Annotated in this window: 12 protein-coding genes; 2 read left to right on the top strand and 10 right to left on the bottom strand. The window is 63.1% G+C overall.

Translation table 11 applies throughout. From position 1 onward, the window contains the following. Positions 1–22 precede the first annotated feature (22 nt). The 5 genes from pyrR to HWX39_RS08055 form a co-directional block, all read right to left on the bottom strand. Positions 23–535, bottom strand: coding sequence for a bifunctional pyr operon transcriptional regulator/uracil phosphoribosyltransferase PyrR (pyrR, locus tag HWX39_RS08075; RefSeq protein ID WP_175966846.1), 513 nt, complete (start codon positions 533–535; stop codon positions 23–25). After that, the gene (gene ruvX, locus HWX39_RS08070) at positions 522–971 is read right to left on the bottom strand and encodes a Holliday junction resolvase RuvX (protein WP_175966844.1); all 450 of its coding nucleotides are present in this window, start codon (positions 969–971) and stop codon (positions 522–524) included. The genes pyrR and ruvX overlap by 14 nt, the downstream gene beginning before the upstream one ends. Then, the gene (locus tag HWX39_RS08065; protein WP_011351143.1) at positions 968–1,546 is read right to left on the bottom strand and encodes a YqgE/AlgH family protein; all 579 of its coding nucleotides are present in this window, start codon (positions 1,544–1,546) and stop codon (positions 968–970) included. The genes ruvX and HWX39_RS08065 overlap by 4 nt, the downstream gene beginning before the upstream one ends. A 182-nt stretch (positions 1,547–1,728) precedes the next feature. Further along, positions 1,729–3,030: a hypothetical protein gene (locus tag HWX39_RS08060; RefSeq protein WP_175966842.1), complete on the bottom strand. Its 1,302-nt coding sequence runs from the start codon at positions 3,028–3,030 to the stop codon at positions 1,729–1,731. Positions 3,031–3,134: 104 nt separating this feature from the next. Beyond that, positions 3,135–3,305, bottom strand: a complete 171-nt coding sequence (locus HWX39_RS08055) for a rubredoxin (protein WP_004186709.1) — start codon at positions 3,303–3,305, stop codon at positions 3,135–3,137. Between the two features lie 254 nt (positions 3,306–3,559). On the opposite strand from HWX39_RS08055, the gene HWX39_RS08050 reads away from it, so the two are divergent. After that, positions 3,560–4,426, top strand: coding sequence for a hydroxymethylpyrimidine/phosphomethylpyrimidine kinase (locus HWX39_RS08050; RefSeq protein WP_175966839.1), 867 nt, complete (start codon positions 3,560–3,562; stop codon positions 4,424–4,426). A 184-nt stretch (positions 4,427–4,610) separates the two neighbouring features. Here the strand turns inward: HWX39_RS08050 and groL are convergent, their stop codons facing one another. The 3 genes from groL to HWX39_RS08035 all read right to left on the bottom strand — a co-directional run bounded on the left by groL (position 4,611) and on the right by HWX39_RS08035 (position 7,851). Next, positions 4,611–6,251 carry a chaperonin GroEL gene (gene groL, locus HWX39_RS08045; RefSeq protein WP_175951514.1) on the bottom strand — a complete coding sequence of 547 codons (1,641 nt, stop codon included), beginning with the start codon at positions 6,249–6,251 and terminating at the stop codon, positions 4,611–4,613. Positions 6,252–6,297: 46 nt separating this feature from the next. Further along, the gene (gene groES / locus HWX39_RS08040) at positions 6,298–6,591 is read right to left on the bottom strand and encodes a co-chaperone GroES (protein WP_175951513.1); all 294 of its coding nucleotides are present in this window, start codon (positions 6,589–6,591) and stop codon (positions 6,298–6,300) included. Positions 6,592–7,080: 489 nt separating this feature from the next. Continuing rightward, positions 7,081–7,851: a response regulator transcription factor gene (locus HWX39_RS08035; protein WP_175966837.1), complete on the bottom strand. Its 771-nt coding sequence runs from the start codon at positions 7,849–7,851 to the stop codon at positions 7,081–7,083. A gap of 536 nt (positions 7,852–8,387) precedes the next feature. On the opposite strand from HWX39_RS08035, the gene HWX39_RS08030 reads away from it, so the two are divergent. Then, complete coding sequence (locus HWX39_RS08030) at positions 8,388–9,071, top strand: GntR family transcriptional regulator (protein ID WP_175966835.1); 684 nt, start codon at positions 8,388–8,390, stop codon at positions 9,069–9,071. Between the two features lie 313 nt (positions 9,072–9,384). On the opposite strand, the gene HWX39_RS08025 is transcribed toward HWX39_RS08030, so the two are convergent. Both HWX39_RS08025 and HWX39_RS08020 read right to left on the bottom strand, forming a co-directional pair. Then, positions 9,385–10,179, bottom strand: a complete 795-nt coding sequence (locus tag HWX39_RS08025; RefSeq protein WP_244134959.1) for an EAL domain-containing protein — start codon at positions 10,177–10,179, stop codon at positions 9,385–9,387. Positions 10,180–10,283: 104 nt separating this feature from the next. Then, a complete protein-coding gene (locus tag HWX39_RS08020) occupies positions 10,284–16,388 on the bottom strand; it encodes an ESPR-type extended signal peptide-containing protein (RefSeq protein ID WP_244134958.1) in 6,105 nt (2,034 codons plus the stop codon). Positions 16,389–16,958: the final 570 nt, after the last annotated feature.

Genomic DNA, 16,958 nt, shown 5'->3' with positions numbered 1-16,958 from the left:
CGGGATACGGTTCGCGTGTCGTTCAGGCGCCGTGCGCCTCGACGCGCAGCGTGAACTGCGCATCGTCGCGCGCGAGCACGAGCGTCGCGCCGGCCGGCACGTCGAGTGCGCCGCCGGCGAAGCGCGCGGCGACCGGCAGTTCGCGGCCGCCGCGATCGGCGAGCACCGCGAGCTCGACCGCGGCCGGACGGCCGTAGTCGAACAGCTCGTTGAGCGCCGCGCGCACGGTGCGCCCGGTGTACAGCACGTCGTCGACGAGCACGATGCGTGCGCCGTCGACCTCGAACGGCAGCGACGTCGGGCTGGCCTGGCTGTGCAGCCCCTTCTTCGCGTAATCGTCGCGATGCAGCGCGACGTTCACGACGCCGAACGCCGGTGCGCCAAGATCGCGCGCGAGGCGCTCGGCAAGCCATGCGCCGCCGCTGTAAATGCCGGCGAGCCGCGGGCCGCCCGGTTCGGCGAAAGCCGAGCCGTACGCGGCGCGGATCTGGTCGAGCAGGACGCGGTAAAGCGCCTCGGCGTCAATGGTGCTCATGGTCGGACAATTGATCGAGATACTGTTGAAGGATGACGCGCGCCGCCTCGGCATCGAGCATCTCGGCCCGGGCGCGGCCGCGCACGTTGCGCTCGCGCAGCCCGGCCTCGGCTTCGACCGACGAATAGCGCTCGTCGACCCACGTGACGGGCAGCCCGAAGCGGCCGTTCAGCTGATTGCCGAAGCGCTTCGCCTGCTGCGTCATGTCGTGCGGCGTGCCGTCAGGGTGCATCGGCAGGCCGACGACGAGCGCGTCCGGCCGCCATTCGGCCAGCAGGTCGCCGACCGCCTTGAAGCGGTGTTCGCGGTTCAGGTTCTGGATCACGACGAGCGCACGGGCCGAGCGCGTCAGCGCATTGCCGATCGCGACCCCGATACGCTTTTCGCCGTAGTCGAACGCGAGGAGCGTCGCATCGTGCGCGCTCTCGCCACTCATGCGTGCCCTGCTTCGCCGGACAGCATCGACGAGCTGACGCCGAGCAGGCCGAGTGCGGCTTCGAAGCGCTCTTCGGCCGGCGTATCAAACACGATGCGCGGATCGGCGGCCACGGTCAGCCAGCCGTTGCGCGAAATTTCTTCCTCGAGCTGCCCTGCGCCCCAGCCCGCATGGCCGAGCGTCAGCAGGAAGCGCTTCGGGCCGGTGCCCGTCGCGACCGCCTCGAGCACGTCCTTCGACGTGGTCATCTCCAGCCCGCCCTCGACGGACATCGACGAGTTGTAGCTCGCGCCCTCCACCGGCTCGTGCAGCACGAAACCGCGCTCGGTCTGGACCGGGCCGCCGAAGTACACCGGGATGTGCAACAGCGGCTCGATGTCGAGCTTCAGGTCGATGCGGTTGAACAGCGATTCGAGATCGATGTCTGTAGGACGATTGATGACGAGGCCGAGCGCACCGCGCTCGCTGTGATCGCAAAGATAGACCACCGTTCCCGAGAACGTCGGATCGGCCATGTTCGGCATGGCGATCAGGAACTGGTTGGTGAGATTGATGCGATCGGAAGGCTTTGACATGGTTTGAATTTTAGCAAAGACGCCGCGGCCTGACCGGGCCGCGATCAACAAGCAACGCCGCACCGCGCTGGCAACGGCGCGCACGGATCACACGGCACTCTAACACGCGCGCGGGCGCTGTCGGGAGCGTGTTGCGGGCCCGCGCAGCAAGGGCCGCCGCCGCATGTTCGCCCCCTCGTTCGTCAGGCCCGGCCGAGCGCCGCGCCGAGCGCGCCGGACGCCGCGGTGAGGTCCGGCGGCGCAACGCCGGCGGCAATCTTCAGCAGCGCCGCGCGCAGCATGTCGGACGCGTGGCCGTGTGCATCGAGGCCGCCGTCGGCGAGCGGCACGCCGTGCGCCGCACGCCGCCACGCCAGGCCGAGCGTATCAGCCAGAAGCGCCGCGTGACCGAGCCCGAGCGCACATGCAGCCGCGCCGACCCGGTAGGCCGCGCCGGACGCATGCCATGCGGCACCCACGTCGCCCCCGGCCGGATCGGCCGCGAGATCGACCATCGACGCATCGGCGGTCTGCAGGAAATCCTCATAGGCATGCGCGTTGACCGTCACGACGCCGAGCGCGCGAGTCGGCGCGGCGGCGACCGCATCGTGCTCGGCCCGGGCGGCATCGGCCTCCCACAGCGCTTCGGACGCAGGCGTGCCGGCGACGTGCCAGTCGACCGTCAGCCCGTAGTCGTGCAGCACGTCGACGAGCGCGACATCCTCGGCCGCGGCGCCGAACAGCGCGAAATCGCGCCACAGCAGCGCCACCGTCTCGCGTACGAGTTCGGGCGGCGCACTGCGCCGGCCCTGCGCGTGCTCGCCGAGCAGCAGGTTCATCCGCGCGAGAAAGCGCTTCAACTCGGGCGCGCTGCTGGCACGCAGCGCGCGCGCGCACGCGGCCGCAAGCCGCCAGAAATCGTATGGATCGTCATCGGCGAGCGCGGACAGCACCGCATCGAGTTCGTCGAGTGCCGCGTCGGGCGTGCGATGTTCCGCACGCAGCACGCCGAGCAGCGCCTGTTCGTAGCGGGCGCGAATCCGGGTCGCGAACGCATCGGGCAACGCACGCAGCGTAGCCGGCGGCACCGCGCGGCCGACGAGCGCGAGCGCATCGAGCGGCGCATTGGCGTGCAGGTCGGCGGCGCTTTGCGCGCGCAATGCACGGAAATGCTCGAAGAGAACGGGTGAGCAGGCGAGCTCGCGCAGGTTGTGGCGCGCGACGGCCGCGCGGAAATCGCGCAGCGCGGCACGCCAGCCGGCCGAAGTCGGCTCGACGGCGACGAGCGGCACGGCGGCCGACAACAGCCCCGCGAAACGCGCGGCCGGCAGCCAGCCGGCTTCCGCCAGCACGGCCGCCGCAGCGGATAGCGGCGCGGCCGCGTCGTCGCGATGCTCGAAAGCGTCGGCGGCCGCCGCAAGCCATGCGTCGGCCGCACGCACGGCCCCGCCGCGCGGGTTGGGCAGTGCGTCAGGGTGGGGAACGTTCGCCGGTTCGGGCCTCATGCACACGCGCGCCTGTCATCGTCAAGTCGCTCGCGCGAACCTCGACGCGCGAGCGCCGGGCCGATGCGAGGCCTGAGCGGTGTGTCCGTGGGCCAAGGGTCCGGTCAGATCTGGACCATCTCGAAGTCTTCCTTGCGGGCGCCGCATTCAGGACACGTCCAGTTGATCGGGACGTCTTCCCAGCGCGTGCCCGGGGCAATGCCCTCTTCCGGCAGCCCGGCTTCTTCGTCGTAAATCCAGCCACAAATCAGGCACATCCAGCTCTTGTATTCCATCTTAAGCCGCGTCGGGAAAGTCGGTAAATTCGGGAGCCATGATGGTACCGTGTCGGGGCCGGACTGCCTAGCAATCGCGCTGGAGTAACGCAACTACGTTGCGCCGCGCTAAAAAATCCGTCGTGCAGGCCGGATTCCGCCGCATAATGACTGAAAAGTGCGGCCTGCCGGGCAACACAGGGCCAAAAATGCCCATTTCGCCTCGCCGTCCGCATGCCCGTCGCTTTCCCGTTTTTCTCTTGCCCCATTTTTACATGTCCAGCAACGCCCCTCCGATCGTCCTCACCTTCGGCCTGTCCGATCCCACCGGCGGCTCCGGCATTCAAGCCGATCTGATGACCTTGGCGAGCATGGGCTGTCACGGCGTGTCCGTCCTGACGGGCTATACCGTGCGCGACTCGGCCGCCTGCGACGAAGTGACCGGCCTCGATCCCGACGTGGTCGCCGCCCAGGCGCGCATGCTGCTCGAAGACATGCCGGTTGCAGCGTTCAAGATCGGCGCGGCGACGCGCGCGGAAGTCGTGAGCGCAATCGCCGAGGTCGTCGCCGACTACGACGGCGTGCCGCTCGTGCTCGCGCCGGACTTCACGCTCGACGACGAGCACGTGCTCGCAGCCGACGACCTGCGCGAATCGATCGCCGACCTGCTGGCGCCGCAAACCACGCTGCTGGTCGCCGACTACGCGACGCTGATCGCGCTCGCGCAGCCGGACGGCGACGCCGAGGCGCCGAACCTCGACGCTGCCGTCTCGCACCTGCTATCGCAGGGCTGCGAGTACATCCTGTCGTCCGAGACGGGCTCGCACCGGCTCGTCAACACACTGTACGGCGAGGAGGGCCAGCTCCGCGAGGACATGTGGGATCGCTCGCCGCACCGGCTGATGGGCATCACCGATACCTTGGGCGCAGCCATCGCGGCACTGCTCGCGAACGGCCAGGAGCCGCCCGAAGCCGTTCGCGAGGCGCAGGAATACCTGTACCAGTCCGTGCGCGACGCGTTCCGGCCGGGCATGGGTGCGTACCTGCCCGATCGGTTCTTCTGGGCGCGCAGCAACGAAGACTCGGACACGCCGCCGGCCGTGAAGGCCGACACGGTGCCGAGGACGTCGCACCGGCATTGAGGTGAGCACGGCGGGGCATGCCCCGCCGCTGCCCATGTCATGGCCTTGGGGCGCGGCACCTTCGGCCGCCTCGCGCATGCATCGAAAACCGCGCACATAAAAAAAGACCCGCATCGCTGCGGGTCTTTTCTTTTGGCTGGAGCGCGCATCGCTGCGCGCTCCGGACACCATCGACCGAAGTCGATTACATGTCCATGCCCATGCCGCCCATGCCGCCCGGCATGCCGCCCGGCATCGGTGCGTCTTCCTTCGGCAGTTCAGCAACCGCTGCGTCCGTCGTCAGCAGCAGGCCTGCAACCGAAGCTGCGTTCTGCAGTGCGGTACGCGTGACCTTGGTCGGGTCGACAACACCGGCTTCGACCATGTCGACGTACTCGCCCGTCGCCGCGTTGTAGCCGTAGTTGCCCTGGCCTGCAGCAACTGCCGCCACCACGACGCTGGCTTCTTCGCCGCCGTTCGTGACGATCTGGCGCAGCGGCTCTTCCATCGCGCGCAGCACGATCTTGATGCCGGCGTTCTGGTCGGCGTTAGCGCCGGTCAGGCCTGCGATCGCGGTGCGAGCGCGGATCAGCGCAACGCCGCCACCTGCCACGATGCCTTCTTCCACAGCTGCGCGCGTTGCGTGCAGTGCGTCTTCGACACGTGCCTTCTTTTCCTTCATTTCGACTTCGGTCGCTGCGCCGACCTTGATCACTGCAACACCGCCGGCCAGCTTGGCCACGCGCTCTTGCAGCTTTTCACGGTCGTAGTCCGACGTCGCTTCTTCGATTTGCGCGCGCACTTGCTTCACACGTGCTTCGATGTTCGCGGCTTCGCCTGCGCCGTCGATGATCGTCGTGTTTTCCTTGCCCACTTCGATGCGCTTCGCCTGGCCCAGTTCTGCCAGCGTTGCCTTCTCGAGCGTCAGGCCGGTTTCTTCCGCGATCACCTGGCCGCCGGTCAGGATCGCGATGTCTTCCAGCATCGCCTTGCGACGATCGCCGAAGCCCGGCGCCTTGACCGCAACGGTCTTCAGGATGCCGCGGATGTTGTTGACGACCAGCGTTGCGAGCGCTTCGCCTTCGATGTCTTCAGCGATGATCAGCAGCGGACGGCCTGCCTTCGCGACTTGCTCGAGCACCGGCAGCAGATCACGGATGTTCGACACCTTCTTGTCGTGCAGCAGCACGAACGGGTTGTCGAGGACGGCGACTTGCTTTTCCGGATTGTTGATGAAGTACGGCGACAGGTAGCCGCGATCGAACTGCATGCCCTCGACGACGTCGAGTTCGTCGGCCAGCGACTTGCCGTCTTCGACGGTGATGACGCCTTCCTTGCCGACCTTGTCCATTGCTTCAGCGATGCGATCGCCAATCGACGTGTCGCTGTTCGCCGAGATCGAGCCGACCTGTGCGATTTCCTTGTTCGTCGTGCACGGCTTGCTGATCTTCTTCAGTTCTTCGACAGCCGCTGCGACTGCCTTGTCGATGCCGCGCTTCAGGTCCATCGGGTTCATGCCCGATGCGACGTACTTCATGCCTTCGCGGACGATCGATTGCGCGAGGACGGTTGCCGTCGTCGTGCCGTCGCCTGCGTTGTCGCTGGTCTTGGAAGCCACTTCCTTGACCATTTGCGCGCCCATGTTCTGGAGCTTGTCCTTCAGCTCGATTTCCTTCGCGACCGACACACCGTCCTTGGTGACCGTCGGGCCGCCGAAGCTGCGCTCGAGCACGACGTTGCGGCCCTTCGGACCCAGCGTGACCTTGACTGCGTTGGCGAGAATGTTCACGCCTTCGACCATCTTCGAACGGGCGGAATCGCCGAATACGACGTCTTTAGCTGCCATCTTCTAACTCCTTGAATTCTTGGGAATATGTACCGTCGGTGGACGCTTACTTGGCGTTGACCACGGCCATGATGTCTTCTTCGCGCATGACCAGCAGTTCGTTGCCGTCGACCTTCACGGTCTGGCCTGCGTACTTGCCGAACAGAACGCGATCGCCGACCTTCACGTCGAGCGCGATCGCCGCGCCCTTGTCGTCACGCTTGCCCGGGCCGACGGCCAGGACTTCGCCCTGATCCGGCTTTTCAGCAGCGGCGTCGGGGATCACGATGCCCGAGGCGGTCTTGGTTTCTTGATCCAGGCGCTTGACGATCACGCGATCGTGCAAAGGACGAAGGTTCATATTCACTCCTCTCTTGACTGAGATTGAAGAACGCTTAGGGAATCTGCCCGGCTTGGCGCCCGGCAGAGAATTGTTAGCACTCTCGTGCAGCGAGTGCTAATTATATGGACGGGTTTTGACAAATTCAAGAAGGGGGATTGACGGTTTTTTTTCGGGCCGGCGAGGCGCGCCCGGCCTTGAGCCTCGATCACTCGGGCGCGTGCCCGGGGCGATCAGGACGAGGCAGGAAAATCGGCGATATGTTCCGCAAAAACAATGACTTAGAGAGGCCAATACCCGAGAGCCGATGTGAGCGGGGAAGACGCCTCGAGCCGCTTGCTCGAGCCGCCGTCACGGATCTCCCGCGGCGGCCACAGTACCCCCGGGAAATCCCGTACATCAAGCCGCGTCCAGACAAATTAAATGGGGCGCGGACGCTCCGTTGCGCTCGCGATGCGAACGCGCGGCAGCATCCGCGCCCCGTTGAACGGACGAATCCACCGGAATTTTCTACAGCAGCGCGGGCACCGGACTCTCGGAAACGGCACGCTGCGACACGTGGCCAGGGACCGCGAAACGCTCCACCGTCGAACCTTTGTCGACCTTATCCAGCCGGTAACCATGTGTATACACGGCACACAATTGAAGCCCGTTTTCCGGACGAAGCGCCAGCTTTTGTCGGAGTCGATAGATGTGGGTGTCGAGACTCCGGGATGTACCATCCAGCGCCCGCCCCCACGCCAGCGTCGACAACGCATCCCGGGAAAGCACGTTCCCGATGTTATTGAACAAGAAATTTGCCAGCGCAAATTCCTTTGCCGTCAAATCGATGAGTTTTCCGTGCAGCGCGATAGTACGCGCAAGCGGATTCAGAACATATGCGCCGATCTCGACCCTGCCATCGAGTTTTTTGTTACGGCCCTTTCGACGCAACAGCGCATTGACGCGAGCGGCCAACTCGATCTCGCGAAACGGCTTACCGATGTACTCGTCGGCGCCTGCGTCCAGCGCGGCAGCGACATCTGCTTCAAGCGTTCTCGCAGCCAGGAACAAGACGGCCGGTTCATCTCCGACGTTAGCCCGAATCCAGTGCAACAAATTCAGGCCGTCGGCATCCGGAATTCGCCAATCGAGCACGATGAGTTCGACCATCTCCCTTTTAAGATACCGGACGGCTGTCGCGCTATCGCACACCCGGAAAATTTCCCGATTCGTCCCTCGCAGCGCCCTTTCAAAGGCTGACGCCTGACCCGGATCCCCTTCCACCAACAAGATACTCATAACACCCCCAGCCTTCGTCGACCCGAATGATTTACATCGCACACCAAATCGATCGCACGGATACACCAGTACAAACTTGACGTCTTATTTTTAACCACTGCCGATCGATTGAAACCAGCCTCACCTCAACACCAACCTCAGAACCCGATCAGTCCGCAGCCTTCCAACCTGATCCGCCACTCTATTTTTAAAAGTACGCCTCCCCGCTATGCACCTGGCGCCGACGAACGGCGCGGCGATACCAGTTGGTAGAACGTCGCAAGCGTCTCATCGCGAAACTGCCAAGCGCTCCGGCACCCTTATTGACGACGCTCATCCCGCCTTCGTGCCGGCACATCGTCGCTTGACGGAACGCGGCTCACTCATCAGCATGTCAGTCAGATGTTACTGACATATCAGTAGAATATCGAAGCGCTTGCCCGAGATCAAAGGGGGTAAACCCGTTCCTTGACCTTGCCCCTTTTAACCTTGAGTTGAAAGCAGGGGACGACCGCTCTAATATGTTAGTAATATTCTTTTGGCGATCGCTTAGGCACATGAACGGACTGACGGGTAACACCCTTGCCGAACAGGCTCACCAGAAACTGGAAGAACTCATCGTGACGCTGGAACTCGCGCCCGGCAGTGTCTGGTCGGAGGCGTCGCTCGCGGAGAAGTTGAATACCGGGAGAACGCCCGTTCGCGAGGCCGTACAACGATTGGCTGCTTCGCATCTCGTTCAGGTCGTTCCGCGTCACGGCATCATGATTACCGTGCCGAACATTCACGATCAGTTGCTCGTGCTCGAAACACGCCGTGAACTGGAACGCCTCATCGCGCAGCGCGCTGCGCGGCGCGCCTCGCCCGAGGAACGCGCGCAGATCCGCGACGTCGCTGACGAACTCGACGTGGCAGGCGAATCGCGCGACGTCGTCGCCTATTTGAGGCGCGTGTACGTGGCCAATCAACTTACCGCGCAGTTTTCGCGAAATCGCTTCGCCGCCGAGGCCATTGCGCCGTTACATGCGTTGTCGCGCCGCTTTTACTTCATCCATCACAAGCAATTGAATGACTTGCCGATCGCAAGCCTGCAGCACACGCGGGTCGCACGCGCGATAGCGGACGGCGACGAGCAGCAAGCCGGGATTTCATCAGACTTGATGATGGACTATATAGACGCATTTACGCGAGACTGCTTCACCCGCGATTTCGAGCCGAATCATCCGCGAATCGCGGTCTGACAACGCGCCGCTGCCGTCATTCAACGCACCGACCTGAGCGGCGCCCTCTCATCTTTACATCGCGTTTTTATTTCACACGCTCGATGAAGCGAGCCGGCCACCAGCCAGGCCTATGCCGCGCAAACTCAACCCCGCACATACGGCATCGACCTCTTCCGAGCGTTGCTTCGACCACTTGAATATTGGCAGCGCCTCGACGTCACGACTGACGATTGGCGCACGCAATGCGACGACTGCGATGTGAATACGACGATCCTGTTCCGATATTGATGGGATCACGCCCGTCGCAACCCGCAATTGCGTCGCCGTGCCGTCAACGCGCGATTCCGCACCGCTCGATCAGCCCTTCCACCTGCGCCTCTCGGACGGGTTTCGAAATATAGTAGCCCTGACAATCAATTTGGGGCATCGCTCGCAACCACGAAAATTGAGCCTCGGTTTCAACGCCCTCGACGACAACATGCTTTCCCAAGCGGGTTCCGAGCTCGACGAGCGTTTCGACCATGGTTCTCGATTCGACGTTCTCGTGGACGTCGCGCATGAAAGACCGGTCCAGCTTGAGCGTATCCGCTTCGAGACGATGCAACTTGCTCAGCGACCAACACCCCGAACCGAAATCGTCGATTGCAACGCTCACTCCCATCCTCCGAAGCGAAGCGATAGCTGCTGCGAGTGTGTCGATCGGACCCGGATCGATGGATTCCGTCAGTTCAATTTGGAAATTCGCGGCACACACGGCATGCGAATCCAGAACAAAAGACAAGCGTTTTGCCAACCCCTCCCGGGTAATCTCACGAGCAGGAAAATTTGCAGACAGAGACAAGGTGTCGTAACCGAGTGCAGCCCAACCAGCAAGCACCCGCGCAGACTCATCGATCACGTAATCCGTAAATCGGCGTGTCAGATGCGAATTCTCGACAAGGTCGATGAACGCCGCCGGCATCAACACACCACGTTCCGGATGATGCCAGCGTATCAACGACTCGAATCCGGACAGCAATCCCGATTGAAGGCGGAGCTTGGGCTGATAGACGAAAAAGAACTCTCTCCGAGCCAATCCACGCTCCGCGTCTTCGACAAGATCATCAGTACTGCAACGCACGGCCATAGCATCCACCGCGATCTCCCATGCATACGCTCGGCATCGCAGTGCCTGCTGATACAGCCTCGCTCCCACACCTTGCTTTCCGTCGGCCGTGCGTCAACATGCGGCTACTTCCACTGGTACAGCATGCCGGCACCGATCACCCGCTGACCGCCGCTGAAGCCGCCGTTGAGCGACGCCTTCAGGTTGTCCGTGATGCGCGCCTGCATGTTGACCGCCATCGCCTTCTGGCCGAGGAAGGTCGACGTACCCAACCCCACCCCGAAGTTGGCGTCGCGATCGAGCTGCGGGATCGACGCCATCGCCCCGACGGCCGCGATACCCTGCTTCGCCATCTGGTCGGTCTGCTGCAGTTGCGAACCCAGCGAGTTGATCTGCGCCTGCTGGCCCGACAGTGCCGTCGAGAGCGTCGACTGCACCGCATTGAGCTGGTTCACGTTGACCGCATCGGTGCCCTGCGTACCCGGTGCCACATTGATGATCTGGCGCTGCTGCGTGTCGCTGCCGACCGACACGACGTTCTGTCGGCCACCATCCGTCGAATTCGCGCCGATCGCCACCGAGTTCGAGCCGGCGGTGACGGTCGGCTTGTCGGTGCCGGTGCCGTTCATGTCGGCGGCGACGCCGGCGGCGTTCGTCGTATTCGTCGTCATCAACGTGGAAAGCTGACTCAACTGGTTGTTGATGTTCGTTACGCCGGTCGACAGCGAGGCCACGTTGTTGTTCGTCGTGCTCAGGCCGGTAGACAGCGAACCGATGCCGGCCGCCGTCGATGTCGACAGCGCGCTGATCGCAGTCGACGTCGATGTGGACAACGAGGACACGTTGCTGTTGGTCGCGCTCAGGCCCGTCGACAGCGAGTTGATCCCCGTCGACAGCGATGCGACGTTCGTCGCGGTCGACGTCGACAGGTTGTTGACCGCCTGGTTCGTCGCGTTCAGCTGGCTGCCGTTGATCGCGTCCGTGCTGGTGGCCGAGACCTGGCCGGCAGCGACGTTCGTGATCTGGCGTTCCGCGCCCGGCGAACCGACGCTCAGGACGCCCACCGGATTCGTGCCGAAGACGGAGTACGTGACGCCGCCGACCGTGACGCTCGACACCCCGACCGCATTGCCGGTGACCGAGTTCGCGCCGAGCGCGATCGAGTTGGCGACGTTCGCGGTGGCGTTCGAGCCCAGCGCGAGTGCGTTGACCGCGCTGGCCGTGGCGCCCGAGCCGTAGGCCTGTGCGCCTATGGCGCTGGCCGTGGCCTGGTTGCCCAGTGCGATCGTGTTGTCCGCGGTGGCCTGACTCGAGCTGCCCAGTGCGAGCGCGCCGTTGCCGGTTGCCGTGTTCGCGTTGCCGAGCGCCACTGCACCGGTGCCGGTCGCCGTGTCGTTTGCACCCATCGCGACTGCGCCGGTGCCCGTCGCGACGCTCGGGTCGCCGATCGCGATCGCGCCGTCGCCGCTCGCAGTGTTGCCGGAGCCGATCGACACGGATTTGCCGCCGGTGGCCGATGCGCTTTGACCGATCGCGACCGCGCCGTCCGATTGCGCGTTCGAGCCGTTACCGACCGCGACGCTGCTGGCGCCCGCGGCAGTTGCGGCGACGCCGGCGGCCAGCGAGTAGATACCCGTCGCGGCGCTGTTCGCGTAGTTCGCCCCTGCCGTACCGCCATCGTTGACGCTGTAATAGTGCGTCTTCGCGGCTTCGATCGCGGTCGAGGTCGACGTGGACAGCGACGTCATCGAACTGTTGGTCGAGCTGAGGCCCGTGGAAAGCGAGCCGATGCCGGTCGACGTCGAGGTGGACAGGGACAGGATCGTGCTGTTCGTGCTGCTCAGGCCGGTGGACAGCGAGCCGATGCTCGTCGAGGTCGACGTGGACAGCGAGGAGATCGAGCTGTTGGCCGAGGACAGGCCTGTCGATGTCGAAGTCGACAGGGACGTGATCGAGCTGTTCGCGGACGACAGGCCCGTCGAAGTCGACGTCGACAACGAGGAGATCGAGCTGTTCGCCGATGACAGGCCAGTCGACGTCGAAGTCGACAGCGACGACACCGTGCTGTCGGTCGAGCTCAGGCCGGTCGACAGCGAGCTGATGCCCGTTGAGGTTGAAGTGGACAGCGACGAAATCGAGCTGTTGGCCGACGACAAGCCGGTCGACGTCGAAGTCGACAGCGACGACACCGTGCTATCCGTCGAGCTCAGGCCGGTCGACAACGAGCCGATGCCCGTCGAGGTTGACGTCGACAGCGAAGAAATCGAGCTGTTTGCCGACGACAACCCGGTCGACGTCGAAGTCGACAGGGACGACACCGTGCTGTCGGTCGAGCTCAGGCCGGTCGACAACGAGCTGATGCCCGTCGAGGTCGACGTGGACAGCGAAGAAATCGAACTGTTGGCCGACGACAAGCCTGTCGATGTCGAGGTCGACAGCGACGACACCGTGCTGTTGGTCGAGCTCAGGCCGGTGGACAGTGAGTTGATGCCCGTCGAGGTTGACGTCGACAGCGAGGAGATCGAACTGTTGGCCGACGACAAGCCGGTCGACGTCGAAGTCGACAGCGATGCCACCGAGCTATTGGTCGAACTCAGCCCCGTTGACAACGAGCTGATGCCCGTCGAAGTCGACGTCGACAACGAGGAGATCGAGCTGTTTGCCGAGGACAAGCCGGTCGAGGTCGACGTAGACAGCGACGTAATCGAGCTGTTCGCCGACGACAGGCCCGTCGAGGTTGACGTGGACAGCGACGAAATCGAGCTATTCGCCGATGACAGACCGGTCGACGTGGATGTCGACAGCGACGACACCGTGCTGTTGGTCGAGCTCAGGCCGGTCGACAGCGAACTGATGCCCGTCGAGGTCGACGTGGACAGCGAAGAAATCGAACTGTTGGCCGACGACAACCCGGTCGACGTCGACGTCGACAGCGACGACACCGTGCTGTCGGTCGAGCTCAGGCCGGTCGACAACGAGCTGATGCCCGTTGAGGTCGACGTGGACAACGAGGAGATCGAGCTGTTCGCGGACGACAGGCCGGTCGACGTCGAAGTCGACAGCGATGACACCGTGCTATCCGTCGAGCTCAGGCCAGTGGATAGCGAGCTGATGCCCGTTGAGGTCGACGTGGACAACGACGAGATCGAGCTGTTGGCCGACGACAAGCCGGTCGACGTCGAAGTCGACAGCGACGACACCGTGCTGTCGGTCGAGCTCAGGCCGGTCGACAACGAGCTGATGCCCGTTGAGGTCGACGTGGACAGCGAAGAAATCGAGCTGTTGGCCGACGACAAGCCGGTCGACGTCGACGTCGACAGCGACGACACCGTGCTGTCGGTCGAGCTCAAGCCAGTGGACAGCGAGCTGATGCCCGTCGAAGTCGACGTCGACAACGAGGAGATCGAGCTATTGGCCGACGACAAGCCGGTCGATGTCGACGTCGACAGCGATGACACCGTGCTATCCGTCGAGCTCAGGCCGGTCGACAGCGAGCTGATGCCCGTTGAGGTCGACGTGGACAATGAAGAAATCGAGCTGTTAGCCGACGACAGGCCGGTCGACGTCGACGTCGACAGCGATGACACCGTGCTATCCGTCGAGCTCAGGCCGGTCGACAGCGAGCTGATGCCCGTTGAGGTCGACGTGGACAATGAAGAAATCGAGCTGTTAGCCGACGACAGGCCGGTCGACGTCGACGTCGACAGCGATGACACCGTGCTATCCGTCGAGCTCAGGCCGGTGGACAGCGAGCTGATGCCCGTCGAGGTCGACGTGGACAATGAAGAAATCGAGCTGTTAGTCGACGACAGGCCCGTCGAGGCCGAGGTCGACAGCGACGACACCGTGCTGTCGGTCGAGCTCAGGCCGGTCGACAACGAGCTGATGCCCGTCGAAGTCGACGTGGACAACGAGGAGATCGAGCTATTGGCCGACGACAAGCCGGTCGACGTCGACGTCGACAGCGACGTGATCGAGCTGTTCGCGGACGACAGGCCCGTCGACGTCGAAGTCGACAGCGACGACACCGTGCTGTCGGTCGAACTCAGGCTGGTGGACAGCGAGTTGATGCCCGTTGAGGTCGACGTGGACAACGAGGAGATCGAGCTATTGGCCGACGACAGGCCGGTCGATGTGGAAGTCGACAGGGACGACACCGTGCTGTCGGTCGAGCTCAGGCCGGTGGACAGCGAGCTGATGCCCGTCGAGGTCGACGTGGACAACGAGGAGATCGAGCTATTGGCCGACGACAGGCCGGTCGATGTGGAAGTCGACAGCGACGTGATCGAGCTGTTCGCGGACGACAGGCCGGTCGACGTCGAAGTCGACAGCGACGACACCGTACTGTCGGTCGAGCTCAGGCCGGTGGACAACGAGCTGATTCCCGTCGAAGTCGATGTGGACAGCGAGGAGATCGAACTGTTGGCCGATGACAGGCCCGTCGAGGTCGAGGTCGACAGCGACGACACCGTGCTGTCGGTCGAACTCAGGCCGGTGGACAGCGAGCTGATGCCCGTTGAGGTCGACGTGGACAACGAGGAGATCGAGCTGTTGGCCGATGACAAGCCGGTCGATGTGGAAGTCGACAGCGACGACACCGTGCTATCGGTCGAACTCAGGCCAGTCGACAGTGAGCTGATGCCCGTTGAGGTCGACGTGGACAACGAGGAGATCGAGCTGTTGGCCGATGACAAGCCGGTCGATGTGGAAGTCGACAGCGACGACACCGTGCTATCGGTCGAGCTCAGGCCGGTCGACAACGAACTGATGCCCGTCGAAGTCGATGTGGACAACGAGGAGATCGAACTGTTGGCCGACGACAAGCCGGTCGACAGCGAGCTGATGCCCGTCGAGGTCGACGTGGACAACGAGGAGATCGAACTGTTCGCTGACGACAAGCCGGTCGAGGTCGACGTGGACAGCGACGTAATCGAGCTATTCGCCGACGACAAGCCGGTCGACGTCGACGTCGACAGCGACGACACCGTGCTATTCGTCGAGCTCAGGCCAGTGGACAACGAGGAGATCGAACTGTTAGCCGACGACAGGCCGGTCGACGTCGACGTGGACAGCGAAGAAATCGAGCTGTTGGCCGACGACAACCCTGTCGAGGTCGACGTCGACAACGACGAGATCGAACTATTCGCCGACGACAGCCCCGTCGACGTCGACGTGGACAGCGAAGAAATCGAGCTGTTGGCCGACGACAGACCGGTCGACGTCGAAGTCGACAGCGACGACACCGTGCTATTCGTCGAGCTCAGGCCAGTGGACAACGAGGAAATCGAGCTGTTCGCCGACGACAAGCCCGTCGAGGTCGACGTCGACAACGACGAGATCGAACTATTCGCCGACGACAGCCCCGTCGACGTCGACGCGGACAGCGACGTGATCGAACTATTCGCCGACGACAGCCCCGTCGACGTCGACGTGGACAACGACGTGATCGAGCTATTGGCCGACGACAACCCCGTCGAGGTCGACGTCGACAGCGACGACACCGTACTAACCGTCGAGCTCAAGCCAGTCGACAGCGAGCTGATCGAGCTGTTCGCCGACGACAGGCCTGTCGACGTGGAGGTGGACAGCGAACCGATCGAGCTATTCGCCGACGACAGGCCCGTCGAGGTCGACGTCGACAGCGAGGTAATCGAGCTATTCGCCGACGACAAGCCCGTCGAGGTCGACGTCGACAGCGAGAACAGTTGGCTGCCGTTGACCGCGTCCGTACTGGTAGCGGAAATGGACCCCGCCCCAAGGTTGGTGATCTTGTAACCGGATACGCTGACGTTACTGCCGTTCAGGATGATGCTTCCCGGTGCATACAGTTCGATCGACTGCCCCGGTATGGAGCCGGTGAGGCTCGGACTTGCTGTCGTGGCGTTGTTGACAGTGATCCATGTAGACGACGTGCTAGCAGCCGAATTGGCTCCAGGCCCCGCTGAAGTGCCTCCCATGAAAAGCACGTCGCTGCCAGTGACGCAACCCATGTTATAGCTGGTTTGCTCGCCCGTCGGAGTGTAGCCAGTGGTCGATGCATTGCCACAAACGACGAATGCAGCGGCATACACGGCCGACGGCGTGAAGAATCCCCCACCCACCAACACCACAGCAGCCAACACCCCCGCTACGGCGCTCGTCCCGCCAGCCCTTCGCCCTTTCGCAATTTCCGACGCGGCCACATAGGTACCCGTCTTCTCACACCAGACACTCTTGTAAATCTTGTTCATTTTGATCTCCCTGTTGTTCTGTCCGGCCGATTTGAATTCGCACCCAAAACAACTGCGGCTCTTGTGAAAGAAACACACTTCCCCACGGCCCCGCGGGGAAGTTCATCGCGGGCGACTTTTATGCCTCTGCACCCGGCACCCGCCCTTCGCCCGTCAGGCCGTTGCCGAAAATGTCGTGCAGTGCCATGCCGGCATAGCGCTATACGGCATGCCGAATGCTTATTTCATCGACTACTGACAAAGACACAAAAAGTGTTTGCTGCTGGAACGACCACGCTTGGCAATCGGCGACTCTCACCCCTGCCTTTCGGGCACGCCATCTCCATCGCGCGAAAATCACGAGAATTATTTCGATATATCTGGAAACGAATTAATCGTCTCGACGGACAATCCCATCAAGCACGCGACAGCAGAGAAACTTGCCGCACGCTTCATTCCGAGAACATATATTTACTTCCCGACACCGACATCAATACCGATCTTCATTGAAAGATGGATCACGATAGAAACACCTCAGAGATCGGCAGCCCTCCATACCGTCACACTTATCGGCGTAACACCTGGAAACAT

It is taken from the genome of Burkholderia sp. BCC0322 (assembly GCF_902833045.1).
Taxonomy (GTDB): Bacteria; Pseudomonadota; Gammaproteobacteria; order Burkholderiales; family Burkholderiaceae; genus Burkholderia.
The sequence above is the reverse complement of the archived record's forward strand: the minus strand, read 5'-3'. Positions and strand labels throughout refer to the sequence as shown.